Source organism: Kitasatospora sp. NPDC004272 (assembly GCF_053603035.1).
The window spans coordinates 19,100-45,406 of the sequence record NZ_JBSGET010000036.1; the positions used below are offsets into that span (position 1 = coordinate 19,100).

A 26,307-nucleotide genomic window follows, 5' to 3' on the forward strand; every position below is an offset into this window, starting at 1 on the left:
GTCGTCCGTGTCGCGCGACGACGGGGTGCTGCTGCGGGCCGAGGGGGTGGCGCTGCGCTACGGGACGCTGCCCGCGCTGCACGGGGTGGACGTCGCGGTGGCGGCGGGCACCGTCACGGCGGTCACCGGCCCCAGCGGCTCCGGCAAGTCCTCGCTGCTGCACTGCCTGGCCGGGGTGCTGCGCCCCACCGGCGGGCGGGTGCTGTTTGAGGGCCGCGACCTGGCCGCGCTGTCCGACCGGGAGCTGTCCGCCGTGCGCGCCCGCAGTTTCGGCTTCGTCTTCCAGTTCGGCGACCTGGTACCGGAGTTGACGCTGGCCGAGAACGTCGCGCTGCCGCTGGTGCTGGCCGGGCAGCGCGGGCGGCGGGCCCGCGGCCCGGTGCTGGAGCTGCTGGCCCGCCTCGGCATCGACCACCTCGCCGACCGCCGTCCCGCCCTGGTCTCCGGCGGGCAGGCGCAGCGCGCCGCGGTCGCCCGCGCCCTGGTGCACCGCCCGGCGGTGCTGTTCGCCGACGAGCCGACCGGCGCGCTGGACCGGGCCGCGGGCCGGCTGGTGCTCGCCGAACTGCTCGCGCTGAGCGCCGAACGCGGCACCGCCGTGGTGCTGGTGACGCACGACGAAACGGTGGCCGCCGCCGCCGGACGGCGGCTGGACCTGGTCGACGGCCGGATCTCCGCCGGGGCCGCGCGGTGACGGTGCTGCGCCTGGGCTGGGCGCTGACCCGGGGCGCGGGACGGCGGGGCCGCTGGCGGCTGCTGCTGATGGCGCTGGGCGCGGCCCTCGGCGCGGCCTGCCTGGCCGCCGTGCTGACCCTGCCGCAGCTGCTGGAGGCCCGCACCGTCCACGAGCAGCACCGCACCCCGTACCCGGCGCAGGCCGGCACGCCCGCCCTCGACGGCGCCGCCTTCCGTACCGTGCAGGGCAGTTGGGGGACGGACGCGCTCACCGAGGTGCTGATCGCCGCCCCCGGACGGGTCGTCCTGCCCGGCGGCGCGACCGCGCCGCGCCCCGGCGAACTGCTGGTCTCCCCGCGCCTGCGCGAACTGCTGGCCGCCGAGCCCGCGCTGCGCGAGCGCCTGCCCGGCACCGTCGCGGGCGTGCTGCCCGGGGCGCTGCTGGCCGCGCCCGACGAGCTGTACGCCTACCTCGGCGTGCCGCGGGGGCAGTTGGAGCAGGGGCAGCCGCTGGGCGGTTTCGGGCTGGCGTTCCGGCCGCCCGCGCTGCTCGACGGGAAGACGCTGCACCTGCTGGAGTTCATGCTGGCGGTGTTCGTGCTGCTGCCGCTGGGCCTGTTCCTGGCGGGCTGCAACCGGCTGTCCGCGGCGAGCCGGCTGCGCACCCTGGCGGCGCTCCGGCTGACCGGGATGTCCGCGCGGGACGTGCGCCGGCTGAACGCGCTGGAACCGGCCGGGGCCGCGCTGCTGGGCGCGGCGGCGGGCCTGGCCGGGTACGCGCTGGCGGCCCGGGCCGGCGGCCGGGTCGGACTGCCGGGGCTGGTCTGGTTCCCCGGGGACGCCGCGCCGTCGGCGACCACCGTGCTGCTGTGCCTGCTGGGCCTGCCCGCGGGCGCGGTGCTGATCTCCCGGGCGGGGACGTCCGCGCTGACCGACCGCCCGCTGGAGGACCGCCGCGAGCGGCCGCCGCGCGCACCCTCCCGGTGGCGGCTGCTGCCGCTCGCGGCGGGCCTGGCCGCGCTCGGCCTGCTGTGGCTCGCCCCGTCCCGCTCCGGGCGCCCCGCCGGGGCGCTGTCCGCGCCGCTGCTGCTGGCCGGGGTGGTCGCCACCGGGTACGGGGTGGTCGCCTGCTACCCGCTGGCGGCCCGGTTCCTGGCCCGGCGGGCGGCCCGCGACCCGCGTTCGCTGTCGGTGCTGCTGGGCGCGCGCCGCGGCGAACTGGAACCGGGCGGGGCGGTGCGGGCCACCGCCGGGCTGGTGCTGTTCGTCTTCGCCCTGGGCCTGGCGCACGGCGTCTTCCGCGACTGGCACGCGGCCGCGCAGCCGCGGCGGCCGGTGCAGTACGTCGGCGTCGTCGGCGCGGAGGCCCCCGGGCTCGACCCGGCCCGGCTGCGCGCCCTGCCGGGCGTGGACGGGGCGGTCCTGACCGTGCGCAACCTGGTGCCGCCGCCCAGCACCGTCCCCGGCCACCGGCCGGTCACCGCCACCGCCCTGCTCGGCACCTGCGCGGACCTGGCCCGGTTCACCGCCGCGCCGCCGCTCGGCTGCACCGACGGCGTGCCGCTGCTGCTGGACACCGGGAACGGGGTGCCGCTGCCCGAGCCGGGCACCGAACTGCGCTTCCCCACCGGCCCGGGCGCCGAGTCCGGCGGCGGGACGGACGGCGGCTCCGGCGGCAGCCCGGGCAGCGGGTCCGGCGGCGGGACGGACGGCGGATCCGGCGGCAGCCCGGGCAACGGGTCCGGCGGCGGGACGGACGCCGTCACCGTCCGGGTGCCGTCCGCACGGGCCTCGGTCAGCTGGCCGGCCGACTCCCCGCTGTACGGCACGGACCTGCTGCTGCCCACGGACACCCTGCCGGACGGCGCCGCCGCCACCGGCACCCTCACCCTGGCCGCCCGGGCGTCCACCGCCACCGTGCAGCGGGTGCTCGGCGGGCTCGCCGCGGCCGCGCCCGCCGCCGAACCGGTGCTGTACGGCGTCGACACCGACGGCCTGCGCAAGGCCCGGCTGGTCGACTCCCTCTACACCGCGGGCACCGCGCTCGGCGTGGCCGTCACCGTCCTGGCCCACCTGGTCGCCGCGCTCGACCGGGCCCTGGAGCGCCGGCGCAACGTCACCGCGCTGACCCTGATCGGCGTCCCGCGCCGCACCCTGCGCCGCGCCCAGGTCGTCCAGACCGTGCTGTTCCTCGGCTGCGGCCTGCTCCCGGCGGTGGCCGCCGGCGCGCTGGCGGGGCGCGCCTACGACGCGTACGGCGGACTGGTCCACGCGTGGGACTGGCCCGCCTTCGCCCGCACCCTCGCCGCCTGCGCGGCGGTGCTCGCCGTCGCCGTCCTGGGCGCGCTGCCGCTGCTGGTGCGGCGGATCGACCCGGCGCTGATCCGCCGCGACTGAGCCCCCGTCGCCCGACGCCCCGCCCACCCCTACCCACGCCCCACCCCATCCACCGCCGTCACCCGCCTCCCGGCGGCGCGGCCCGAGCGCCCCGAGCGGGAGCCACCGTGAACACCGCAGCCACCGCCCCCGGTTCCGACCCGGGAGCCGCACCCGATCCCCTGTCCGAGCCCGGATCCGAGGAGCCGCTCCCCGCCGCCGGGTCGGAGGGGCCGGCGAAGCCGTTGCTGCGCCGGGTGCTGGGCCGCTCCCGCGGCCGCACCGTGCTGGGGTGCGTCGCCTCGGCGCTGCTGCTGGCCCTGCTGATCAAGACCTTCCTGGTGCAGGTCTTCGTGATCCCGTCCGGCTCGATGATGGGCACCCTGGAGAAGGGCGACCGGGTCGCCGTGGACAAGTTCAGCCCCTGGCTGGGCGACCGGCCGCAGCGCGGCGAGGTGGTGGTCTTCAAGGACCCGGGCGGCTGGCTGGCCGAGGCGCCCGACTCGGGCACCTTCGTGCGGAGCGTGCTGAGCGGCCTCGGCCTGGTGCCCGCCGCGAACGAGAAGGACCTGATCAAGCGGGTGATCGCGGTCGGCGGCGACACCGTCGAGTGCGACGCGGGCCAGCCCGTCCGGGTCAACGGCACCGCCCTGGACGAGCCCTACATCTACCCCGGCTCCACCCCCTGCGACGACTTCCCGGTCGGCACCGTCCACGTCCCGAAGGGCTTCCTGTGGGTGATGGGCGACCACCGCAACGACTCCGCCGACTCCCGCTACCAGCAACTCCACAACCCGGGCGGCGGGTTCGTCCCGGTCGACGACGTCATCGGGCGCGCCCGCGTCCTGGTCTGGCCCGTGGGCCGCTGGACCACCCTGCCGATCCCCCCGACCTTCGGGCGCATCGGCGGCTGAGCCCGCCGCCCCCGGGCTCGTCCACGGACTCGTCAACGGGCTCGTCCACGGGCCCGGATGAGTATCCGGACTCAGGCCGGACGGGCCGCTGCGGCGGCATCATGGACGGGCCGCCGCGGGGTGTCCCGGCAGCGTCCGATCCTGAAACGGGGAGCAGTCCACCCATGCTGAGCGCCGTCGCCAGTGCCGTCGTCCCGGTCCTCGGGCGGTTCAGCGTGAGCGTGGAGGAGGGTGCGGTGCTCGCCCCGGGGAGCATCGTCGCGCCCAACCACTCCTCGCTGGTCGATCCGGGCGTGGTGCTCGCCGCCGTACGGCGCCTGGGCGTCGAGCCGGTGGTGCTGGCGACCGCCGGACTGTGGCGGATCCCGCTGCTGGGCCGGGTGCTGGCCCGCGAGGGGCACGTCCCGGTCCACCGCGGGACGGCGCGGGCCGCCGAGGCGCTGGCCGCCGCCGCCGAGGCCCTGGCCGCCGGGCGGGTGGTCGTCATCTACCCCGAGGGCCGGCTGCCCCGCCGGGTGGACGCGGCCGACGGCCCACCCGGCCCCTTCCGCAGCGGTCTGGCCCGGTTGGCCGCCGGTGGCGCGCCGGTCGTCCCGCTCGGCCAGGCCGGGGCCCGCCGGATCAGCTCCGGCTCCACCGCCAAGCAGCTCGCGGGCGTCCTCACCGCGCCGCTGCGCCGCCCCCGCGTGCACGTCCACGTCGGGGCGCCGCTGGTGCTGCGCGGCGACGTGGCGGCCGCCACCGAGCAGGCCCGCACGGCGGTGACGCGGGCCTGGCGGACGGCGTCCGAACAGCTGGCGGGTGCCCGGCGCGGTCCGCAGGAGCAGGTCTAACCCGCCGTCAGCCGCTCCAGCCACTCGTGGCCGGGGTGGGTCCTGCGCAGCCAGCGGACCAGGTCCGCCCGGCGGGTGCGGTCGAGGCGGGGGAGGACGCGTTCGAAGTCGGCGCGGTCCTTGTCCCGGGTCGCCTTGGCCTTGAAGAGCAGCACCAGTTCGGGGCGCAGGTACGGGATGCCGTCGGCGGTCCGCTCGACGATCCGGTGGTAGGGCAGGCGCAGTTCCTCGTCGCGCCGGCAGATCCAGGTGTCGCCGTCGTGCGGTTCGCGGAACACGTCGAACCGGTACCGGCCGCTCGCCGGGTCGCGGGCCCAGGTCTGCCGGGTCGCGGCCAGCGCTTCCGGTCCGGCGTCCGGCCAGGTCACTCCCCCACCGACCGCGTCGAACGCCAACTCGGGGAAGTGCGAGCGCAGTTCGCCGAACGCGCCGGCCGGTACCGCGACCTCCAGGTCCCCGTGCGGCCGGGTCTGCCCGCCGAGGAACAGGTCCAGGGCCCAGCCCGCCGCCACGTACCAGGGCGCGGCGAGCCCTTCCAGCCGCCGGGCGACCCGTTCGGGCCGCCAGGCCGCGGCCCAGCGCGCGTCGGTCTCCGCCGGGTCCGCCCGTACGCCGCCGGGCGGCGCTCCCTGAGTGTCCATCCCCCGAACCTAGCGGGCCGCCGCCCGCTGCTATCCCCCCGGCAACACCGCCGTCCTCTCCCCGGGGCCGCCCGTCCGTGCGAGGATCGGCCGCCATGGAGATCATCGACAGCGGGCGCTTCCGCCCCGCCCCGGACGGCTCGGCCCACTACGCGGAGCACCTGAGCGTGCCCGCGCTGAGCTTCGGCACCTACTCCCTCCCGGCGGGCCGCACCGACGACCAGTCACCGCACCTGCAGGACGAGGTCTACGTGGTCACCCGGGGCCGGGCCCGGTTCACCTCCGGCGGCCGCACCGTCGACGTCGGCCCCGGCAGCTCGCTGTTCGTCCCGGCCCGGGAGGAGCACCGCTTCCACGACATCACCGAGGACCTGGTGGCCCTGGTCTTCTTCGCCCCGGCCTACAGCGGCGTCCCCGGCCCGGCCGAGCCGGCCTGAGCAGGGTCCCGGGGCGTGGAGGCGGGCTGACGGAGCGTCCGGGGTCGTGGGCGGCGGGGTGTTCGGTTCGGGCGCGTCCTTCGGTGGGCCTATAGTGCTGGCCGACCGTCCCCCTCCGCCCCGCCCCGCCCCGCCGCGCCGCGTGCCGCCGCCGCGGGGGCCCGACCCCTGGAGCCGCGCCCGATGACTGCCGCCTGTCCCGCCTGCTCGACGGCCGATCGGACGCTGCTGGTGACGGCCGCGCTGCACGACCCGGCCGACGCGCTGGACCGTCCGACCCGCAGGCTGCTGGACGTGCCGCGCGAGCCGAAGAACCCGAGCCGGGGCAGCGTGGTCCTGTTCGTGCTGGCGGGCTTGCAGGCGCTCTGGATCGTCAGGTCGATCGCCGACGTGCAGCACGCGTCGGGCCCGGACACCCCGTACGCGGTGATCGCGCTGCTGGTGCACGTGGCGCTCTCGGCGGTCCTGGCCGTGGCCGGCGGGCTGGTGCGCCGGGCGGACCTCCGGCGCCGCGCCCTGCAGGGCCACTGGCCGCTCTCGTACGAGCAGTGGACGCTGGTGCACAAGGTCTGGCGGGCGGCCTGGCTGTGCCGGAACTGCCGGGTGGCGTTCTTCCCGCTGGGCGCGCTGCGGCCGGACTTCCCGGCCTCTCCCCCGCTGCGGTACGAGCACTTCCAGGACTGGCTGAACGAGACCGCCCGGCAGACCGAACTGGCGGGCGGCTTCGCCCCCACCGACCGGAAGCCCGCCGCGCCCGCCGCCTGACGGCGCTCCACCGGCGGGCAGCGGCTTCTCCCCGACGGGCTGTCAGCTCCCTCGCCGGGAACGGGCGGTGAGCGTGTCCCGGAGGGCGGGGCCGCGGGCGGCGGGCGGCGGACGGGGCGTCAGGAGAGCGGGGTGTAGACCCGTTCGATCTGCTGGGTGCCGTTCTTGGTGCGGTAGGAGCGGGTCCAGCGGCTGGTGGCGTCGGCGCGGGTGCGGTCGGACAGGACGTAGTAGTCCATCTGGGCGCGGTCGGCGGTGATGTCGAGGACGCCGTAGCCGTGCGAGTCGAGGTCGGTCCACTTGACGTGCCGGTTGGCGGCCTGGATCGCGGCGGAGGCGACCAGCGAGAGCGTGCCGGGGGCGACCTTGAGGATGTCGTCGATGTTGTCGCTGGTGACGGAGGTGACCACGAACTCGGTGGCCGCGCTGCCGGAGGCGGGGTAGGTGGCGGCTTCGAAGGGGACGTCGCAGGCCCAGGCGGAGTGGATGTCGCCGGTGAGAAAGACGGTGTTGGTGATGTGCCGGTCCTTGAGGTGGCCGAGCAGTTCGCGCCGGTCGTGGGTGTAGCCGTCCCACTGGTCGACGTTGACGGCGAGGCCCTCGCCGGGCAGGCCTAGCAGTTGGGCGAGCGGGCGCAGCAGGTAGTCGGGCACCGAGAGGAAGGCCACCGGGGAGATCATCACCTCGTTGCCGACCAGCCGCCAGGTGGTGTCGGAGGCGGCCAGTCCGGCCTTGAGCCAGTCGAGTTGGGCCCGGCCGGTGATGCTGCGGTCGGCGGAGTCGACCTCGCCGTTGCCGACGGACGCCTGCTGGGAGCGGAAGGAGCGCAGGTCGAGCAGGTGCAGGTCGGCGAGCTTGCCGTAGCGCAGCCGCCGGTAGGTGGTGCCGGCGACGGAGGGCCGGACCGGCATCCACTCGAAGTAGGCCTGCTTGGCGGCGGCGACCCGGTCGGCCCAGTCGCCCTCGGTGCCGGGGGTGTGGTTCTCGGCGCCGCCGGACCAGGCGTCGTTGGCGAACTCGTGGTCGTCCCAGATCGCGATGGTGGGGACGGCGGCGTGCAGGGCCTGGAGGTCGCCGTCGGTCTTGTAGCGGCCGTGCCGGGTGCGGTAGTCGGCGAGGGTGAGGATCTCGTGGGCGGGGGCGTGCGGGCGCACCACGGTGCCGCGGGCGGCGTAGGCGCCGGTGGCGTACTCGTAGATGTAGTCGCCGAGGAACAGGAAGGCGTCCAGGTCGCCGCGGGCGGCGAGGTGGCGGTAGGCGGCGAAGTACCCGGCCTCCCAGTTGGCGCAGGAGGCGACGCCCAGGCGGAGCCGGTCGAGCGGTGCGTCGGCGGCGGGGGTGGTGCGGGTGCGGCCGGCGGGGGAGGCGGCGCCGTCGGCGAGGAAGCGGTACCAGTAGGCGGTGTCGGGGCGCAGGCCGCGGACGTCGGCCTTGACGGTGTGGTCGGTCGCGGCGGTGGTGGTGACGGTGCCGGTGGCGACGACGGCGGTGAAGTCGCGGTCGGTGGCCACCTGCCAGCGGACGGCGGTGTCGGGGCCGAGGCCGGAGCCGGGTTCCGCGTCGGCGGTGGGGGTGAGGCGGGTCCACAGCAGGACGCCGTCGGGCAGCGGGTCGCCGGAGGCCACGCCGTGCAGGAAGCGCGGGGTGTCGGCGGCGTCGGCGCGTCCGGCGGCGGCGGTGAGCGGCAGGGCGAGGGCCCCGGCGGTGAGGGCGGCGGCCTGGATCACCCGGCGGCGCGGCGGGCGGGACGCGGTGGCGGACGCGGTGGCGAGCGCGACGGCGGCGGGCGCGGTGGTGCTGGTGGATTCGGTCACGCCACCAGAGACTTACCCACCGGTAACGGCTTGTCCAGAGCGCGTCCCGACTGTTCGTCGGGCCTTCACCTCGGTGCGGCCGGCCCCCCGCTCCCCCGTCACAGCCGGTCGGCGTCGAGCACCGCCCGGACGAACTCGCCGGGCGCCTCCTGCGGCAGGTTGTGGCCGATCCCGTCGAGGGTGCGGTGCAGGTAGGGTCCGGCGAACCGGTCGCGGTAGCCGCGGCTGCGGCCGGGCGGGGTGAACGGGTCGAGGGCGCCGTCGAGGGTGACGGTGGGGACGGTGATCACCGGCCGGTCGGCGAGCCGCCGTTCGTCGGTGTCGTAGCGGCGTTCGCCGCTGGCCAGGCCGAGCCGCCAGCGGTAGTTGTGCACCACGATCTCGGGGTAGTCGGGGTTGTCGAAGGCGCTGGCGGTGCGGTCGAACACCTCTTCCTCGAACCGCCAGGTCGGCGAGACGGTCTGCCACACCAGTCGGCACAGGTCGCGGCGCAGCCGGCGGTCGAGCAGGGCGCGGCGGCCGCGTTCGGTGCTGAAGTAGTACTGGTACCACCAGGCGTGTTCGGCCTCCGCGCCCAGCGGGTCGGCCTGCGCGTGGACGTCGGTGATCAGGTAGCCGCCGCCGGAGACCAGCGCCTTGACCCGCTCGGGGCGCAGCGCGGCGACGATGGCGGCGGTGCGGGCGCCCCAGTCGAATCCGGCGAGCAGGGCGCGGCTGATCCCGAGCGCGTCCAGCAGGGCGACCAGGTCCCGGGCGACGGCGGCCTGTTGGGCGTTGCGCGGGGTCTGCTCGGAGCGGAACCGGGTGCGGCCGTGGCCGCGCAGGTAGGGCACCAGGACGCGGTAGCCGCGGGCGGCCAGCAGCGGGGCGACCTCGGCGTAGCTGTGGATGTCGTAGGGCCAGCCGTGCAGGCAGACCACCACCGGGCCGTCGGGCGGGCCGCATTCGGCGAAGCAGACGTTCAGGTCGCCGGCGGCGATCTGCTTGAGCACCCAGGGGACGGTCAGGCCGTCGGAGAGCACCGCGCCGTAGGAGGGGGCGCGCGGGGGCACCACGTAGGCGGGCACCACGTACGGGGGTTCGGCGTAGCCGGGCGCCGGGTAGCCGGGTGGCGGGTAGGCGGTGCCGGGGTGCGGGGGCAGCAGGTAGCCGGGCACCGGGTAGGCCGAACTCCCGTACGCCGTCGGCCCGTAGTCCGGGGCCGGGTAGGCGGGTGCCCCGTATCCGGGTGCCGCGTAGGCGGCTTCCGGGTGGGCCGGAACCGCGTGGGCCTGCGCCGCGTACGCCCGTCCGCCCGCGGCGGCCGCGAACAGTCCGGTGCCGGCCGCGACCCCCGCCCGGTGGAAGCTCCGCCTGTCCATCCGCCCGCCCTCCGCCCGCTCCCCGGCCGTCCGCATCCGGCCGTCCGCCGTTGCCGCCGGCCGTTGCCGTCGGCCGTCACCGTCCGTCGTTCCGCCAGCAAGCATGCCGGAAAAGGGGGTTGACCAGGACGAAGACGCGCCGATCGGACATTTCGGTCATTCGCGGGTGCAAATGCCCCAAACCGTCCGGGCGGGAGTTCCGCACGGACGGCCGGGGCGGGGGCCGGGGCGGGGGCCGGGGCGGGCCGCGGAGCGGGTCGCGGGGCGGGTCGCGGGGTGAACTGCGCGGCGGTCAGCAGCCGTTGAGCACGTTGGTGAGCGCGGTCTTCTCGGCGCTGTCCACGGCCAGGTTGTAGTAGTACTTCACCTGCACCCAGGCCCGGACGTAGGTGCAGCGGTAGCCGGTGACCGAGGGCAGCCACTCGGCCGGGTCCTTGTCGCCCTTGGCCTGGTTGACGCTGTCGGTGACGGCTATCAGCTGCGGGCGGGTCAGGTCGTTGGCGAACGCCTGGCGCTGGGCGGTGGTCCAGGCGGAGGCGCCGGAGTCCCAGGCTTCGGCGAGCGGCACCACGTGGTCGATGTCCAGGTCGGAGGCGGCGTGCCAGGTGGCGCCGTCGTACGGGGAGTACCAGGTGCCGGAGGTGGCGGCGCAGGCGGAGTCGGTGACCACGCCGGAGCCGTCGCGCTTGAGCACGGTCTCCCGGGTGTTGCAGGCGCCGGAGATGGTGATCCAGTGCGGGAACAGGTCGCGGCTGTAGCCGGTGCGGTTCTCGGTCTTGACGGCCAACTGGCCGAGGTAGCCGCGGGCGGTGGCGGCGGAGACCGGGGTGGGCAGGGCGGCCTGGGCGGTGCCGGTGCTCGCGGTGACGGCTCCGGCGGCGAGGACGGAGGTGGCGGCGATGGCGGCGAGGCGGCGGAGGGAACGGTTCGGCACGGGGGCGCTCCTGGACTCGGCGGAGGGGCGGGGAGGCGGTGCCGGGCCAGACTGGCAGTCAGCTGTCTATGCGGGTAGATACCGAGCCGTGAAGATTGCATTACCGTCGTATGGCGATACCGGTTCCCGATGTGAACGTCCGTCACCGGAGGTGTCCGCCGACGACCGGGGGAATGCGCCCCGCCAACCCCGATGACGGTGCGGCCAAGGCGAATTGACGCCTGGTCAGGGCCCCCTTGTACGCCCCTTGACCGCCCCCGGCCGCTGATCTAGCTTCGTGCCTCGCCACGAGTTCCGGAGCGCGACCCCGCCCGACCGGACCGACCACGACCGGGAGGACGAGGGTGACCACGGCTCTGTACAGCCGCCGCCACATCGACCTGCTCATGGTCTCCAGTTCGCTCTGTAGGTGAGCCCGCGCGCACCGCGCCGCCGCCCGACCACCGCACCGCCCCGCTCCCGCCCGGCCCGCGCCCGCGCCCGCCCCGAGCCCGCGCCCGCCGACGCCCCCGCGCACCGCGAAACCGGAGAACCACCATGCTCAATCCCCCTGCCGGGAACGGCAGTTCCGCCATACCCGCCCCCGCTTCCGGCCCCGCTCCGGCCCGCCGCCGGCTGGCCGCGCTCGCCCTGAGCGCCGCCGTCCTGGTGACCGCCGCGGCCTGCACCAGCGCGAAGTCCGGCGGCGGCTCCTCGGGTGACGCCGCCGCCCGCGCCCTGACCATCGGCACCACCGACCAGGTGGTCAGCCTCGACCCGGCCGGCTCCTGGGACGCGGGCTCCGGCACCATCGCGGACGAGGTCTACGCCGCGCTGGTCAGCGCCCCCAACGGCACCTCCGACGTCGCGCCGAACCTCGCCGAGAGCGTCAAGCTGACCGCGCCGAACCAGTACACCGCCGTCCTGAAGCCCGGCCTGAAGTTCGCCAACGGCCACGACCTGACCTCCTCCGACGTCAAGTTCAGCTTCGAGCGGCAGCTGCGGATCGCCGACAAGAACGGCCCGTCCTCCCTGCTGTACAACCTCGCCTCGGTCGCCGCCCCGGACCCGCTGACCGTCGTGTTCACCCTGAAGAGCCCCGACGACAGCCTCTTCCCGCAGGTGCTCTCCACCGGCGCCGGCAGCGTCCTGGACGAGGAGGTCTTCCCGGCCGACAAGATCCTCGACGACGACGCGGTGGTCAAGGCCCGCCCCTGGAACGGCCCGTACGGCATCACCAGCTACGCGAAGAACTCGCTCGTCGCCTTCGAGGCCAACAGCGCCTACCGCGGCCAGCTGGGCACCCCGAAGACCGCGCAGGTGCGGCTCAAGTACTACACCGACCCGAACAACCTGAAGCTGGACGTCCAGCAGGGCGCCATCGACGCCGTCTACCGCACCTTGCCGATCGCCGACCTGCAGGACCTCTCCGGCAAGCCGGGCGTCAGCGTCCACACCGGCTCCGGCAACGGCATCCGCTACCTGGTCTTCGACTTCAAGTCACAGCCCTACGGCAGCGCCACCCCCGAGGCCGACCCGGCCAAGGCGCTGGCCGTCCGGCAGGCCGTCGCACACTCCGTCGACCGGGCCCAACTCGCCTCCCAGGTCTACAAGGACACCTTCGAGCCGCTCTACACCTCGGTGCCGGACGGCATCACCGGCGCCACCCCGTCGTTCAAGAAGCTGTACGGCGACAAGAACGGCGGCCCCTCCAAGGACGCGGCCGCCGCCGTGCTCGCCGCCGCCGGGGTGCCGACCCCGGTCACCCTCCACCTCCAGTACAACACCGACCACTACGGCTCCTCCTCGGCCGACGAGTACGCCCTGCTCAAGACCCAGCTGGAGGGCACCGGCCTGTTCAAGGTCGACCTCCAGTCCACCGAGTGGGCCCAGTACGGCAAGGACCGGGTCGCCGACCTCTACCCGCTCTACCAACTGGGCTGGTACGCCGACTACTTGGACGCCGACAACTACATCGGCACCTTCTTCGTCCCGGACAGCTGGGTGCACAGCGGCTACGCCGACCCGGCCGTGCAGGCGCTGATCGAGCAGGAGCAGACCGAGACCGACCCGGCGGCCCGCACCAGGCAGATCGAGCAGGTGCAGGACGCCGCCGCCGGCCAGGTGCCGCTGCTGCCGCTGCTGCAGGGCTCCACCGCCATCGTGACCCGCTCCGACGTGCGGGGCGTGCCCGACAAGCTGAACAGCGCCTACCGGTTCCGCTGGGCCGAGATCAGCAAGGGCTGACCCCGCACCGCCCCCGGACCCCGAGGAACCCGACGAGGAACCCCACCATGACGCTCGCCCCGCCCCTGGGCGGACGGCGCGACGGACGGACCGACGGACCGCGGCGCGGCCCGGGGAGCGGAGCACGGGCCGTGCTCCGCTCCCCGCTGGTCCGCTACCTGGCCGTCCGCCTGCTGCTCGTCCTCCCCACCGTCCTGCTGCTGCTCACCGCGGTGTTCTTCCTGATGCGGGCCACCGGCGACCCGGTCACCACCGCCTTCGCCGACCGGCTCACCCCGGCCCAGCTCCAGCAGAAGCTGCACGCCGCCGGGTACGACCGGCCGCTGTTCACCCAGTACCTGGACTACCTGCGGCAGGTCGCCACCGGCGACTTCGGCCGCACCGCCACCGACAACCGGGCGGTCACCGAGGTGCTGCGCACCTACGGCGCGGCCACCCTCGAACTCGCCTGCTGGGCGCTGCTGGTGGCCGTCGCCGTGGGCGTCCCGCTGGGCGCGCTGGCCGCCCGCTACCGCGACCGCGCCCCGGACGCGGTGCTGCGGCTGGCCGCCGTACTCGGCTACGCCACCCCGGTGTTCTTCGTCGGCCTGCTGCTCAAACTGGTCTTCGCGGTCGGCCTGGGCTGGCTGCCGGTGGCCGGCCGGGCCTCGATCGGCACCGAACTGCGCCTGCAGGACCTCTCCGACCCCACCGGCCTCTACCTGCTGGACGCGCTGCGCAGCGGGGACGGCGCGGCCGTCGCCGACGTGCTGCGGCACAGCGTGCTGCCCGCGCTGGCGCTCGGCCTGCTGCTGGCCGGGGTGCTGCTGCGGCTGGTGCGCACCCACCTGATCGCCACCCTGGACGCCGAGTACGTCGAGGCGGCCCGTTCGCGCGGCGTCGGCGGCCTGCGCCTGCTCTCCCGGCACGCCGCCCGGCCCGCGCTGGTGCCGGTGGTGACGGTGCTGGGCCTGCAGGTGGCCGGGCTGCTGGGCGGCGCGGTGCTCACCGAGACCACCTTCGAGTGGAAGGGCCTGGGCTACCAGCTGGCGCACTACCTGACGGCGCGCGACTTCGCCGCCGTGCAGGGCATCGTCGCGCTCTTCGCGGTGGTGGTCGCGGTGGTCAACTTCCTGGTGGACGCCCTGGCCGCGCTGATCGACCCCCGGGTGAGGTACTGATGACCGCTCGCCGACGGATCCTCTCCCGCCTGCTGCCGCAGCGGGTGCGCGGCAGCGCCGGACCGCAGCGCGCCATGCTGCTGACCGGGGCCGTGCTGACCGCGCTGCTGCTGCTCACCGCGCTGCTCGCGCCCTGGCTGGCGCCCTGGGGGCACGCCCAGCTCCAGGACGGCGGCGCGCTGTTCGGCGCGCAGCGGCCGCCCGGGGGCGGCCACCCGCTGGGCACCACCGCGGGCGGCTACGACGTGCTGGCCCGCACCCTGTGGGGCAGCCGCACCGCCGTGGCGGTGATCGGGCTGGCCCTGCTGCTGTCGGTGCTGCCCGGCACCCTGCTCGGCCTGGTCTCCGGCTACCTGGGCGGCTGGACCGACCGGCTGCTGGTGGGCGTCGCGGACGCGCTGTACTCCTTCCCCTCGCTGCTGCTGGCCATCTTGATGTCGGTGGTGATCAGCGGCGGGCGCTCCAGCCTGGGCGGCGGCCTGACCGCGGCCGCCTGCTCGGTGGCGCTGGTCTTCGTGCCGCAGTACTTCCGGGCGGTGCGCGCCGAGGTGCTGCGGGTCAAGGGCGAACCGTTCGTGGAGGCCGCCCGGGTGATCGGCACCGGCCACCTGCGGATCATGTTCCGGCACGTGCTGCGCAACTCGGTGCGCTCGCTGCCGCTGCTGCTCACCCTGAACGCCGCCGAGTCCGTGCTCACCCTGGCCGGCCTGGGCTTCCTCGGCTTCGGCATCGAGCCGAACTCGGCCGCCGAGTGGGGCTACGACCTCAACCGCTCGGTCTCCGACGTCACCTCGGGCATCTGGTGGACCGCCCTCGCCCCGGGCGTCGCCACCGTGCTGGCCGTCCTCGGCATCACCCTGCTCGGCGAGAGCCTGAACGACCTCTCCGACCCCCGGCTGCGCCGCCGCCGGGCGCCCGCCGCCGTCACCCCGCTGCCCGCCGCGAAGGAGCGCGCCCGTGCCTGAGGAACTGCTGCGCGTCGAGGACCTGCACGTGTCGTTCGCCACCGACGGCGGCACGGTGGACGCCGTGCGCGGCGTCGACCTGGCGGTGGCGGCCGGGGAGGCGCTGGCGCTGGTCGGCGAGAGCGGCAGCGGCAAGACCGTCACCGCGCGCAGCGTGCTCGGGCTGCTGCCCGACTCGGCCGCCGCCCGGGGCCGGGTGCTGCTGGCGCACGGCGACGCCGGCCCGGTGGACGTGCTGGGCACGGACCGGCGCACGCTGCGGGAGCTGCGCGGGACGGCGGCGGCGATGGTCTTCCAGGAGCCGTCCACCGCGCTCAACCCGGTCTTCCCGATCGGCTGGCAGCTCGCCGAGGGCCTGCGCGCCCACGGCCTGGGCAGCCGGGCCCGCCGCCGGGCCCGGGCGGTCGAACTGCTGGAGCAGGTCGGCATCCCCGAGCCCGCCCGGCGGGCCCGGTACTACCCGCACCAGCTGTCCGGCGGCCAGCAGCAGCGCGCGGTGATCGCGATGGCGCTGGCGCTGGGCGCCCGGCTGCTGGTCGCGGACGAGCCCACCACCGCGCTGGACGTCACCGTGCAGGCCGAGATCCTGGACCTGCTGCGGCGCTGCCGGGACGAGTCGGGCACCGCGCTGCTGCTGATCACCCACAACATGGGCGTGGTGGCGGACCTGGCCGACCGGGTCGCGGTGATGCGCGCGGGCCGGATCGTCGAGCAGGCCCCGGTGCGGGAGCTGTTCGCCGCGCCGCAGCACCCGTACACCCGTCAACTGCTGTCCTCCGTGCCGGACTTCGGAGCGGCTCCGGCCCGCCCGGCGCCGCCGGAGCGGGCGGCGGCGCCGGTGGTCGCGGCCCGCGCCCTGGTGGTCGAGTACCCGGGGCGGTGGGGGCGGCCGCCGTTCCGCGCCGTGGACGGGGTCGACCTGGAGATCGGCGCGGGCGAGGTGCTGGGGCTGGTCGGCGAGAGCGGCAGCGGCAAGACCACCCTGGGCCGGGCCGTCGCCGGGCTGGTCCCCGTCGGCGGCGGCACCCTGACCGTGCTGGGCGAGACGCTGCGTCCGGGTGCCCGCCGCCGCCCCGGCCGGGGCGGCCGGCTGGGCTTCGTCTTCCAGGACCCGGCCACCAGCTTCGACCCCCGGCTGACCATCGGCGCCTGCGTGGCCGAACCGCTGCGGGTGCACCGCCCCGAGCTGGACGGCGCCGCCGTCGCCGCCCGGGTCCGCGAACTGCTGGACCAGGTCCGGCTGCCCGCCGACACCGCCGGACGGCACCCGCACGAACTCAGCGGCGGCCAGCGCCAGCGCGCCTCGCTGGCCCGGGCGCTGGCGCTCGACCCGGACCTGGTGGTCGCGGACGAGCCGACCTCCGCGCTGGACGTCTCGGTGCAGGCCCGGGTGCTGGAGCTGTTCACCCGGCTGCAGCGCGAACTCGGCTTCGCCGCCCTGTTCGTCAGCCACGACCTGGCGGTGGTGGAGCGGGTCGCCGACCGGGTCGCCGTGCTGCACCGCGGCCGGGTGGTGGAGAGCGGCCCCACCGCCCGGGTGCTCGGCGCGCCCGCACACCCCTACACCCGGCGGCTGATCGACTCGCTGCCCGTCCCCGACCCGGACCGGCAGGCCGCCCGCCGCCGACCCCGACTGCCCGAGCAGCAGCAGACAGGAGCCACCGCCCCGTGAACAGCCGCCCCGATCCCGTGCGGGACACCGTCCTGGAGGCGCTGCGCCGCAGCCCCGTCGTCGACGGCCACAACGACCTGCCGGTCGCCCTGCGGGCCCGCGCCGGGGGCTCGGTGGAGGGCCTGGACGGGCCCCGGCCCGAGCTGCACACCGACCTGCCCCGGCTGCGCGCGGGCGGGGTGGGCGCGCAGTTCTGGTCCGTCTACGTCCCCTCCGACCTGCCCGAGCCGGTGGCCGCCGTGGCCACCCTGGAGCAGCTCGACCTGGCCCACCGGCTGATCGCCCGCTACCCGGAGCGGCTGCGCCCGGCCGCCACCGCCGACCAGGTGGAGGCGGCGATCGCCGCGGGCCGGATCGCCTCGCTGCTGGGCGTCGAGGGCGGCCACTCGCTGGCCTCCTCGCTGGGCGTGCTGCGGGTCTACGCCCGGCTGGGCGTGCGCTACCTGACGCTCACCCACAACCACCACACCCCGTGGGCGGACTCGGCGACCGACCCCGGCTCCCCCGGTGTCGGCGGCCTGTCCGCCGAGGGGCTGGCCGTGGTCGCCGAGCTGAACCGGATCGGCGTGCTGGTCGACCTCTCGCACACCGCCGAGTCCACCCAGCGGGCCGCGCTGGCCGCCTCCACCGCGCCGGTGATCTTCAGCCACTCCTCCTGCCGGGCGGTCGGCGACCACCCGCGCAACGTCTCCGACGAGGTGCTGGCGCTGCTCCGGGCCAACGGCGGCGTGCTGCAACTGACCTTCGTACCCGACTTCGTGTCCGCCGAGGTGGCCGCCTGGCGGGCCGCGTTCGCCGCCGAACGGGAGCGCCTGGAGCTGCCCGAGCCGCGCTGGTCCTGGCCCCGCCACCCGGCCCCGGGCGAGGCCCCGTCCGCCGCGGCCGCCGAGTACGCGGCCGCCTTCGCCGCCGGCCCCGGCGCGCCCGCGCCCCCGGAGCTGCGCCGCTGGCTGGACGCCCACCCGCGCCCCGAGGCCACCGCCGCCCAGGTCGCCGACCACGTCGAGCACGCCCGCGAGGCGGCGGGCCTCGACCACGTCGGGCTCGGCGGCGACTACGACGGCGTCGACCGCCAGCCCGCCGACCTGCCCGACGTCACCGGCTACCCGGTCCTGCTGGCCGAGTTGGCCGCCCGCGGCTGGTCGGCGACCGAACTGGCCGCCCTGACCGGCCGCAACGTCCTGCGGGTGCTGCGCGAGGCCGAGCAGCGCGCCGAGGAGCCGCTCTGGCCCCGGGGGTGAGCGCGGCCGGGATATCCGGTTGCCCCGTCCGGCGGCGGCTGCGCATGATCGGGCCGTGGAAGCGGAGTTGTGGAACGTGGTGGACGTCGAGGCCACCTGCTGGGAGGGGCAGCCGCCGCCCGGGCAGGTCGGCGAGATCATCGAGATCGGGCTGACGGTGGTCGACCTCACCGCCCGGCGGCGGGTCGGCCGGCACCGGATCCTGGTGCGCCCGCGGCGCTCGGCGGTCAGCGCCTTCTGCACCGAGCTGACCGGGCTGACGCAGCGCGAGGTGGAGACCGGCGTGTCCTTCGCCGAGGCGTGCCGGCTGCTGGCCGCCGAGCACGCGGCGGGGCGGCGCCCCTGGGCGAGTTGGGGCGACTACGACCGGCTGCAGTTCAGCCGCCAGTGCCGGGCCACCGGCACCGCCTACCCGTTCGGCCGCCGGCACGCCAACGCCAAGGCGGTCTTCACCGACGCCCGCGGCCTGCGCAAGCGCCCCGGCATGGCCCGGGCCCTCGAACTCGCGGGCCTCCCGTTGGAGGGCCGCCACCACAGCGGCGCGGACGACGCCTGGAACATCGCCGCCCTCGTCCTCTCGCTGGCCGGGACGGGCGACTGGACCGGGCCGTCAACGAGCGCTTCGGCGACGACCCTGCCTCGGACGACCAGCGGTTCTCCCGCCGGATCGAGGTGAACACGGAGCTTTCGGTGAGCACCGGCCCGGACCTGCGCACCGGGGTTCCGTGCGGGACGAGGCGGTTGAGCCGGGTCCCGCACGGAGCTTGCGTGCCGGCCTGGTGTCAGGCGATGGTCAGGTCGTAGGGGCCGGCCAGTTTGACGTAGCCGTCGTTGGCCAGCAACCACAGCTGGTAGCTCCCGGCGGGGAGGTTCTCGGAGTTGGGCAGGGAGACGGTGCCGGAGGTGCCCGGCGCGTACTGCCAGTGCAGGGAACCGGAGTTGACGGCCGCGCCGTTGGGGAAGACGCCGATCCAGTTCTTCGGCATCGCCTGGTCCGCCGGGATGCTGTACCCGGCGGTGATCCGGGTGCCCCTGGTGAGGGTCGCGGGGAGGGTCAGCGCGGCCTTCGCCGCAGGGGGCGTCGGAGTGGGAGTGGTCGGGGTCTGGGTGGACGTCGGCGTGCCGATCCGGCCGGGCAGGGTCAGCGGGCCGCCGCTGTCGGAGAGCTGGTGGTACGCGGCCAGGCGCTCCGTGATGGTGGCGCTGTGCGGGGCGAGCACCGGGAAGTGGGCGGTCAGTACCGCGGCGGTGGCGGCGGTCAGCTCGGGCAGTGAGCCGGTGGCGCCGGTCAGGTAGGGCTCCAGCTTCTGGAACAGCTGGTGGTCGCTGGTGACGCCCAGCGCGCCGAGCGCCTTGGCGTAGCTGGGGGCGCCGGGCGAGCTGGTGTCCAGGACGCGGCTGACGTAGGTGACGCGGTGCATGACGCGCCAGCACGGGGGCTTGCGGTCGGTCTGCCGGGCCTTGGACAGTTCCCGGGCGTGCGGGCTGGTGCCGGTGTCCAGCCACTCGGGGTCGACGACCTTGCCGAAGAAGTCTTCGAAGTTGTCGCTGGAGGTGTCGAGGTAGAAGGTCATGAAGCGGTAGGCGTCGACCCGGCCGGGGGTGAGCACGGGCCGGTTCTTGGCGTCGAAGACGGGGTTCCCGCCGGAGTCCTGCTTCTGGAGGTCGCCGTTCGGCTTGGCGACGACCTCCAGGTTGAAGGTCCGGCTGGCGTCCCTGGACTTGCGGCGGGTGATGCTGAATCCACCGCCGACGGCGAGTTCGTACCCGGTGTCGAAGCCGATTCCGATGGCCTCGAACGTGGTGCTGCTGTGGTAGGTGGCGGAAAGGGCGAGGGTGTACTCGCCCGCGGTCGTCTGCACGACCTGGTCGGTGGTGCCGGTGACCTCGGAGAACAGGCCGCCCTCCGCCGTCCACACGTAGGTGTTGACGATGTTGCGTTTCGCGGCGGATTTCCCGGCCGCCCGGGCCTTGGCGGCGTCGGTGCCGCTCTCGTCGGTCAGGCCGGTGCCGCCGGTGCCGCCCATCATGCCCTTGAGTACGCGGTCGGCGGCCGCCGCGACCGGGTCGGGGCTCATCGGATGGGAGTTCACCGACTCGTAGAAGCCCTGGAGCTGGCGTTCCTCGCGCTGGATCCGGCGCTTGAGCGCGTACGCCTCCTTGGGCCGGTGGTAGCTGAATCCGCCGGCGTCGGCGGCCTTGGGGTGGTCGGGGTCGGGGAAGGGCTGCAGGGCGCCGGTGGCGGGGTCGGCGGCGAAGCCGAGCACGCCGTCGAGGGTGCCCTGCTTGGTGTACTGCGGGTTGATCGGGAACGGGATGATGTTCCAGTCGACGGGGATGTCGGGGTTGGGGACCATCCGGTGGGCGATCAGCGCGCCGTTGTGCTTGAGCCGCAGCGCGTACTGGTCCGCGGTGCCGGACTGGACGAACGCGAAACCGGTGTTGGCGGGCACCCAGCGGCGGCCGGCCGTGGGGTTGACCTGCTTCTTGACGTCGTCGGGCTCCCAGTGGCCGGTCAGGCCGACCTCGCTGGTGCGGGTGGTGGTGGCGCCCTGGGCGACCTGGGTCTCGCTGCTCCACCCCCAGCTCTGTTTGATCTCCGCGCTGACGCCGCCGCTGACCGACGCGCTGGAGGCGCGCTTGGCGGTACCGGCGCCCAGCGGGGCGGCGACGATGTAGGTGTCGTCGCTGACCGAGCCCTTGAAGTAGGCCGTCGCCGAGGCGTCGAAGCTGCCCTTGCTCTCCCCGGCGAGCGTGTCGGTGGTGCTGTTGGCCTGGACGAACTTCACCGAGGAGGCGTCCTTGAAGTCGTCCGCGGTGCCCTTGATCAGGTTCTCGGACGGGACGGGCGGCGCGCCTTCGAGGTAGCCGACGAGCTGGGGTGCGAACTGCGCCTGGCCGACCCAGGAGGTGACCAGGTCGCCGACCTTGTACCCGGTGGTGAGGTTCCAGGCCCCGTCCCGGATCGCGGAGTAGGCGCGCTTCATCACGCCGAACCGCAGTCCGTCGGCGTCGGTCTGCAGGTCGGCGTACTCGCCGACCTGCGGGGTGGCGCTGACGTGGCGCTGGAAGCCGTTGCGGATGCCGGCCAGCGCGGAGCGGACCTGGGCGGTGTCATTGCTGATCGGGGCGTGCGAGACCATCACGGTGGGGGCCACCGTGGAGGGGTAGAGGTCGCAGCCGGCCGCCCCGGCGTCGAGGACCTTGACCTCGGAGGTGGTGGTGTCCAGGTCGATCGGGTAGTAGGCGAGCACGTCCTCGTTCACGTTCCGCAGGCGGGTGAACATGTTGTCGAGGATCTGCTCCTGGGTGCGGCAGGTCCGCCACACCCGCAGTTCGTCCAGGCCGCCGTTGAGCAGGTTGCTCCACTTTCCGTCGTAGCGCTGCATCGCGCCGGCGGTCACCTGCCGGGCCCCGAAGTTCGTGAGGGTCAAGGGGCTGGCGACGACGGGAGCGGACGGAACTCCGTTGTGGTACACGGTGATCCGGTTGCCCCACGGATCGGGGGTGCGGACCCGGCCGGCACCGCGCAGCTGCGCCGGGTGGGTGCCGCAGGCGTCCGCGGTGACGGCGCCGGTGCGCTCCGGGAAGTTCCACCAGGCCAGCAGGCCCTTGGCGTCCGGGGCGATCGCCGCGCCGATCTGCGTGCCGGAGCGGGCGACGTTCCAGATCCGCACCTGTGCCAGGGTGCCGCGCAGTCCGAACGCCTTGGGGCCGATCCGGATCCGGCCGATCTCGCAGTTGGCGTCGTTGCCGATCGGCCTGGCGCCCTTGAAGGTGGCGGAGTCCCCGGTTCTGCTCTCCCCGTCGATGTAGAACCGGATCTTGACGTCGCCGGTGACGGGGTCTTCGCCGGAGCGGGTGACGGCGACCTTGGTGAACTTCCCCGGGGGCACGGCGTTGGCCGACTTGTACGTCCGGACGGAGTCGCTCTGCCCGTCGCCGGACTCGAAGGAGAACGCCAGGTTTCCGGTGTCGGTGATGTAGAAGGCGTACGGGACGGCGTCGTCGGCGCCGGTCTCCAGCGCGCCCTTGCCGACCAGGCCGTGCACGGTGCCGTGCGAGTCGATCGTGAGGAACGCTTCGATGGTGAGCTCGTCCGCCAGGTCCAGGCGTTCGGGCCCGCCGGCGTCCAGGTAGCCGGTGCCGTCCAGCTTGACCGCCCAGTCCTGCCGGAAGGTCGCGGCGACGTGCGCCCAGTCCCCCACCGGGTACACGGCCTTGCTGTGGACCAGCTGGTCACCCACGACGGCGGCCACGCTGTAGCTGTAGGGCGCGGACTCGCCGCGGACGTAGTTGACACCCGAGGCGTCGTGGCCGTTGCCGGTCCGGTCGGCCAGCACGTTGTCGCTGAACGTCCAGTAGGCGGCCAGTTCCCGTTCGGTTCCGGCCACCCGCCGCTTGGCCCAGGTCCGCAGCTGTTCCGGCGTGCGGGCCTGCCGCCAGATCCGGAGCTCGTCGACCCAGCCCTGCAGGCCGGCCACGCGCAGGGTCCCTCCGAGCATGGGGACGGTCGAGACGGTGTCCCGGGCGACCTCCACGCCGTCGCGGTACAGGATGCGCTGCCCGGTGGCGGCCTCGCACACGGCGCTCCAGCAGTGCCAGCCGAGGTCGTCCTGACCACCCATCAGCATGCCGTTAGGGCCGAGCCAGCCGAACCGCGCGCTGCCTGATGAGGTCAGCTCGAATATCAGGGTGCGGTCAGTGCCGAGCATGAACACCGAGCCGGCGGCGCCGGCCGCCTCGCGGCGCGCCCAGAATTCGAGGGTGAAGTCGCCTTGCAGGGACAGCTTTTCGCCGCAGTAGAGCGTGTCGACGGCCTTGACCGCACTCGTTTCGCTCGCCTCTTTGAGCGCCAGCGCGTACGGGACGGCGCCGGCGTTGGCGTGCCAGATCCGGCTTTCGGCGTAGACGGCGGCCGGGTTGACCCAGGCCTCCACGGTCACGTCCCCCTCTGGGGAGACGCTCGGCCACTTGGCCTCCGGCAGTGTCAGGCGCTGGCCGTCCTTGCCGAAGCTCAGCGCCCGCCCGGGGGCGTCGCCGCGCCAGCGCGGCAGCAGCGGCTGCGCGCCGTCGGTGGCCGGGCCGTCGGCGACCTTCTGGTCGGCTCCGACGCCGACGGTGGTGACGCTGATGATCCGGGAGCCGCCCGCGAGCGAGGTGCCGGGCCGGGTGCAGGTGGCCTTCGCGTAGTCGTACAGCGCGGAGTGGACGTCCTGTCCGGCGGTGCCGGCGAGACCGCCGACGGTCAGCGTGATCTTCTTGCCGCCGGTGGCGACGGTGCCGGCGACGGTGCGCAGCCGGCTGCCGACGGCGACGGCCGTGCCGGCGGCCAGGCCCTGGGCGAGCGGTTCGGCGAGTTCCAGCACGGTGTCCTGGGCCGCGCTGATCCGGCCGAGCAGGGCGCCGGCGGCCCGCCGCCCGTTCAGCACCCGGGCGAAGTCGCCCGCTGCCCGGGGCACGTCGGGGAAGCGTTCGACGGTCGTTCCGGCCGTCACGGTGACGGTGCAGGTGTCGGCGTTGCCGCCGGCGGCGACGGTGACCGCGAAGTCGGCCATCCGCGCGGCCGGGTCACGGGTGATCAGGGAGACGGTGCCGCCGCCGGCGGTCAGCCTGCGGGTGGCCCGGGAGACGGTGGTGGGGTAGTAGACGGAGAAGAACTGCCCGTCGGCGCCCGCGTAGTAGAGCACCACGTCGCCGTTGGCACTGTCCAGCAGGGACGGCGCCTTCTCGCTCCAGGCGAAGTTCAGCAGCCCGCCGTACGCGCTCAGGCCGCCGCGGTCGACGGCGATCCGCGGCATGGGTACTACCGCCTCGGCGGCACCCATCAGTCCGCCGGACAGCGCGGCCAGCTCCGCTTCGGCGACGGCGACCTGGGCCCGGTCCTGGCCGAGCCGGGCCTGCGCGGCGTACATCCCGGGCACGCTGTTGGCCAACTGGTTGAACTCGTCCCGGCGGTAGCGCATGTCCTTGATCTCGTTCAACCGGTACAGCGCGGCATCGAGCTGGTCGGCGAGCCGCTGGTCGATGCCCAGTTCGGTCCGGGCCGTGTCGACCTTGGTCTGGGCGGCGGCCAGCTGGTCGTAGCCGGCGGTGCCCGTGGGCGGGCCGACCTCGTCGAGCACCAGTTCGCGCGGGACGGCGGCGAGCCGGCCGCTGCGGTCGAGCGCGAAGTCCAGCGCGCACAGGTGGTTGCGTCCGGTGACGCCGTCCTTCAACGCCGGCCCGGAGGTGGCGCAGGCCAGCAGGACCCGCGCCTGGCGCTTCTCGGAGGCGACGGCGCCGTAGCCGGAGGGCTGGGTCTCCTGCTGGTAGTAGAGGACGGCACTGAGACCGCCGACCACCTCGCGGCCCTTGACGGCGAACATGTCGCGGGACAGGCCGGACCCGTCGCCGGTGGGCGCGTCCGAGCCGGCCCAGGTGGCGCCCTTGACGGTGGCGTCGCGGCGCCGGTCGCAGAGGTTGGCGGCGACGGCGCCGGACCCCTCGTCCATGCGCAGGTACCCGACCAGGCCCGGTTCGGTCCCGATCAGGCGCCGGCCGCGGTCGGCCAGGTCGGCGGCGCTGCGGGCGTGGTTCCAGATCCGCACCTCGTCCAGGTCGCCCGCCAGGCCGTCCGCTTGCGCCCCGTTGGACCAGGCGGTGCCCAGCACGTTCGCGGACGCCGGGACCGGCGCGCTGGTCACGGTGGCCCGGCCGGCCTCGGTGCCGTCGATGAACAGCACGACCTCGGTGCCCTTGACGGCCATCGCCACGTGGGCGTAGACGCCGGGGGTCAGGGCCTGGGCGGTCACCAGCCACTGGTTGCCGGGGCCGTTGCCGGCGGTCAGCCGGTACTGGGCGTCGAGGCCGAGGTGGAAGCCGGTGGGCACGCTCTCGTCGAGCGAGCCGAGGATGGTGCCGCCGGGCGCGGTGGGTTTCACCCACGCCTCGAAGGTGCAGCCGCCGCTCGGCGTGGGCAGGCCGTCGGTGCCGATCCGGACGTCGGCGGCGGTGCCCGCGGTGAACCGCAGCGCGGTGCCCGCCCGGTCGGTGGTGGCGGGCAAGGGGATCAGCGGTCGGCCGGTGTTCGGGTCGGTACCGGGCTCGCGCTCCAGCACGGACTTGCGGTAGCGGGGGTCGGGGCTGGTGTACAGCTGGACGCCGGCCGTGTCGAACAGGCCGTCCTCGCCCTGCTCGCAGTTGTACGACTCGATGCGCTTCTCGGCGGCGTTGTTGACGAACAGCTGCCAGCGCGAGGCGCCCTCGACCTCGGTCGGCAGCAGCATCACCGCGAAGCCGCCGCCGGTCAGCCGCGGCACGAAGGACAGCTTGGTGGTGGGCTCGTAGAACTGCTTGCCGTCCATGTCGCGGGTGCCGAGCGTATCGGTGCCGCCGGGCGCCGGCCGGTACTTGCTGCGGGAGCGCTGGTAGCGGGCCTCCACCACGGGCTTGAGCGCCGAGCCGACCAGCGCGTACCGGTCGCACAGCAGCGAGGCGTCGGCGGCGGGCACCTTCGCGCCGCCGTCCGTGAGCAGGTCGGTGCGCTTCAGGTCACCGGACAGCGTGTTGGCGGTGGTCCGGTACACCGCGTCGGCGTGCCCGGTCTCGATCGACTGCCGGAACACCAGGACGTACCGGCCGTCCGAGACCACCTGGATCGGCACCGGCGCGGTCAGCCGCGCGGTGCTCGACAGGAACGGGTCGGTCTCCGCGCCGAACAGTTCCTGCGGCCGCGTCTCAGCCGTCCCGCCGACCTTGACGGTCGGCATCCGGTACGCGAACGGCACCTCCTCGTACGGATCGACGAACTCGGACGGGAACGGCAGCAGAGCCGCCTCCGCGTTCCAGTACGCCGCGTCCAGGTCGCCCTTTTTGACGTCCGCCTGCTCAAGGTCGAGCACGCTGTAGTAGATCCGGCGCTTGTCGTCCATGGCGAACGCCACGGTCGTCCCCCCGTGCCGCACCATCGCCGTGGACACATAGGTCCGGTCCCGGTACGTCCTCACCAAGGCCTTGTCGCGCAAGTGCCCCATCCCCCCTGTCGTGGCCCGGCGGCGTGCCGGGGCCAGAATGCTGCTGAAGGTGTGCACGCCCCCGGTTCGGGGCGGTGGAACCCGCGGCGGGCCGTCCGAGGTGTCCGGACGCCGCAGACCGCGGTGGAGCAGCGAAGTGCTCGCAGATCGGCTCGGTTCAGGCCGAACTGGCGTTCATCCGAAAGGCTCGCACAGGCTCCACATTCGGAGTGTCAGGTTCCTTTTATCGGCCACCCGTTTGGCCGAATGGCGCCGAAGCCGGGCGGCGCGCCGGGGCC

The 26,307-nt window shown here is 74.9% G+C and carries 17 protein-coding genes; 12 read left to right on the forward strand and 5 right to left on the reverse strand.

Features of this window, described 5'->3' with window-relative positions:
* The first annotated feature begins 7 nt into the window (after positions 1 to 7).
* From ACWEO5_RS13995 to ACWEO5_RS14010, 4 genes are all read left to right on the forward strand, one after another.
* Positions 8 to 694 carry an ABC transporter ATP-binding protein gene (locus ACWEO5_RS13995; RefSeq protein ID WP_452162638.1) on the forward strand — a complete coding sequence of 229 codons (687 nt, stop codon included), beginning with the start codon at positions 8 to 10 and terminating at the stop codon, positions 692 to 694.
* Complete coding sequence (locus ACWEO5_RS14000) at positions 691 to 3,072, forward strand: hypothetical protein (protein WP_452162639.1); 2,382 nt, start codon at positions 691 to 693, stop codon at positions 3,070 to 3,072. Before ACWEO5_RS13995 ends, ACWEO5_RS14000 begins: the two co-directional genes overlap by 4 nt.
* 107 nt (positions 3,073 to 3,179) lie before the next feature.
* A complete protein-coding gene (gene lepB / locus ACWEO5_RS14005; protein WP_452162640.1) occupies positions 3,180 to 3,965 on the forward strand; it encodes a signal peptidase I in 786 nt (261 codons plus the stop codon).
* Positions 3,966 to 4,129: 164 nt separating this feature from the next.
* Positions 4,130 to 4,798, forward strand: a complete 669-nt coding sequence (locus ACWEO5_RS14010; protein WP_452162641.1) for a lysophospholipid acyltransferase family protein — start codon at positions 4,130 to 4,132, stop codon at positions 4,796 to 4,798.
* Here the strand turns inward: ACWEO5_RS14010 and ACWEO5_RS14015 are convergent.
* Positions 4,795 to 5,439 carry a nucleotidyltransferase domain-containing protein gene (locus ACWEO5_RS14015; RefSeq protein WP_452162642.1) on the reverse strand — a complete coding sequence of 215 codons (645 nt, stop codon included), beginning with the start codon at positions 5,437 to 5,439 and terminating at the stop codon, positions 4,795 to 4,797. The two genes, ACWEO5_RS14010 and ACWEO5_RS14015, sit on opposite strands and share 4 nt — an antisense overlap.
* A 95-nt stretch (positions 5,440 to 5,534) precedes the next feature.
* Here ACWEO5_RS14015 and ACWEO5_RS14020 point away from each other — a divergent pair, with 95 nt between their 5' ends.
* Positions 5,535 to 5,876, forward strand: coding sequence for a cupin domain-containing protein (locus ACWEO5_RS14020; RefSeq protein WP_344554836.1), 342 nt, complete (start codon positions 5,535 to 5,537; stop codon positions 5,874 to 5,876).
* A 183-nt stretch (positions 5,877 to 6,059) separates the two neighbouring features.
* Positions 6,060 to 6,641 carry a hypothetical protein gene (locus tag ACWEO5_RS14025; RefSeq protein WP_452162643.1) on the forward strand — a complete coding sequence of 194 codons (582 nt, stop codon included), beginning with the start codon at positions 6,060 to 6,062 and terminating at the stop codon, positions 6,639 to 6,641.
* Positions 6,642 to 6,760: 119 nt separating this feature from the next.
* On the opposite strand, the gene ACWEO5_RS14030 is transcribed toward ACWEO5_RS14025, so the two are convergent.
* The 3 genes from ACWEO5_RS14030 to ACWEO5_RS14040 form a co-directional block, all read right to left on the reverse strand.
* Positions 6,761 to 8,368: an alkaline phosphatase D family protein gene (locus tag ACWEO5_RS14030; RefSeq protein WP_452162661.1), complete on the reverse strand. Its 1,608-nt coding sequence runs from the start codon at positions 8,366 to 8,368 to the stop codon at positions 6,761 to 6,763.
* Between the two features lie 185 nt (positions 8,369 to 8,553).
* The gene (locus tag ACWEO5_RS14035; RefSeq protein WP_452162644.1) at positions 8,554 to 9,816 is read right to left on the reverse strand and encodes an alpha/beta fold hydrolase; all 1,263 of its coding nucleotides are present in this window, start codon (positions 9,814 to 9,816) and stop codon (positions 8,554 to 8,556) included.
* 292 nt (positions 9,817 to 10,108) lie between these two features.
* Positions 10,109 to 10,717 carry an HNH endonuclease family protein gene (locus ACWEO5_RS14040; protein WP_452162662.1) on the reverse strand — a complete coding sequence of 203 codons (609 nt, stop codon included), beginning with the start codon at positions 10,715 to 10,717 and terminating at the stop codon, positions 10,109 to 10,111.
* A gap of 570 nt (positions 10,718 to 11,287) precedes the next feature.
* On the opposite strand from ACWEO5_RS14040, the gene ACWEO5_RS14045 reads away from it, so the two are divergent.
* From ACWEO5_RS14045 to ACWEO5_RS14070, 6 genes are all read left to right on the forward strand, one after another.
* Entirely contained in the window at positions 11,288 to 12,976 is a 1,689-nt protein-coding gene (locus tag ACWEO5_RS14045) for an ABC transporter substrate-binding protein (protein ID WP_452162645.1), read from the forward strand.
* Positions 12,977 to 13,107: 131 nt separating this feature from the next.
* Entirely contained in the window at positions 13,108 to 14,136 is a 1,029-nt protein-coding gene (locus ACWEO5_RS14050; RefSeq protein WP_344554842.1) for an ABC transporter permease, read from the forward strand.
* On the forward strand, positions 14,136 to 15,101 hold the full coding sequence (locus ACWEO5_RS14055; protein ID WP_452162646.1) for an ABC transporter permease: 966 nt from the start codon (positions 14,136 to 14,138) through the stop codon (positions 15,099 to 15,101). Before ACWEO5_RS14050 ends, ACWEO5_RS14055 begins: the two co-directional genes overlap by 1 nt.
* Positions 15,094 to 16,773 (forward strand): dipeptide ABC transporter ATP-binding protein, encoded by a 1,680-nt coding sequence (locus tag ACWEO5_RS14060; protein WP_452162647.1) that lies wholly within the window; start codon positions 15,094 to 15,096, stop codon positions 16,771 to 16,773. The genes ACWEO5_RS14055 and ACWEO5_RS14060 overlap by 8 nt, the downstream gene beginning before the upstream one ends.
* Complete coding sequence (locus ACWEO5_RS14065) at positions 16,770 to 18,014, forward strand: dipeptidase (RefSeq protein WP_452162648.1); 1,245 nt, start codon at positions 16,770 to 16,772, stop codon at positions 18,012 to 18,014. Before ACWEO5_RS14060 ends, ACWEO5_RS14065 begins: the two co-directional genes overlap by 4 nt.
* 55 nt (positions 18,015 to 18,069) lie before the next feature.
* Positions 18,070 to 18,690 carry an exonuclease domain-containing protein gene (locus ACWEO5_RS14070; RefSeq protein WP_452162649.1) on the forward strand — a complete coding sequence of 207 codons (621 nt, stop codon included), beginning with the start codon at positions 18,070 to 18,072 and terminating at the stop codon, positions 18,688 to 18,690.
* 106 nt (positions 18,691 to 18,796) lie between these two features.
* Here ACWEO5_RS14070 and ACWEO5_RS14075 read toward each other — a convergent pair whose 3' ends face one another.
* On the reverse strand, positions 18,797 to 25,939 hold the full coding sequence (locus ACWEO5_RS14075; protein WP_452162650.1) for a LamG-like jellyroll fold domain-containing protein: 7,143 nt from the start codon (positions 25,937 to 25,939) through the stop codon (positions 18,797 to 18,799).
* Between the last annotated feature and the right edge of the window lie 368 nt (positions 25,940 to 26,307).

Bases quoted from the DNA above. Each gene is read 5' to 3' on its own strand.
- ACWEO5_RS14010 (WP_452162641.1), top strand. From the start codon at position 4,130: ATGCTGAGCGCCGTCGCCAGTGCCGTCGTCCCGGTCCTCGGGCGGTTC.
- ACWEO5_RS14015 (WP_452162642.1), bottom strand. From the start codon at position 5,439: ATGGACACTCAGGGAGCGCCGCCCGGCGGCGTACGGGCGGACCCGGCG.
- ACWEO5_RS14020 (WP_344554836.1), top strand. From the start codon at position 5,535: ATGGAGATCATCGACAGCGGGCGCTTCCGCCCCGCCCCGGACGGCTCG.
- ACWEO5_RS14025 (WP_452162643.1), top strand. From the start codon at position 6,060: ATGACTGCCGCCTGTCCCGCCTGCTCGACGGCCGATCGGACGCTGCTG.
- ACWEO5_RS14035 (WP_452162644.1), bottom strand. From the start codon at position 9,816: ATGGACAGGCGGAGCTTCCACCGGGCGGGGGTCGCGGCCGGCACCGGA.
- ACWEO5_RS14045 (WP_452162645.1), top strand. From the start codon at position 11,288: ATGCTCAATCCCCCTGCCGGGAACGGCAGTTCCGCCATACCCGCCCCC.
- ACWEO5_RS14055 (WP_452162646.1), top strand. From the start codon at position 14,136: ATGACCGCTCGCCGACGGATCCTCTCCCGCCTGCTGCCGCAGCGGGTG.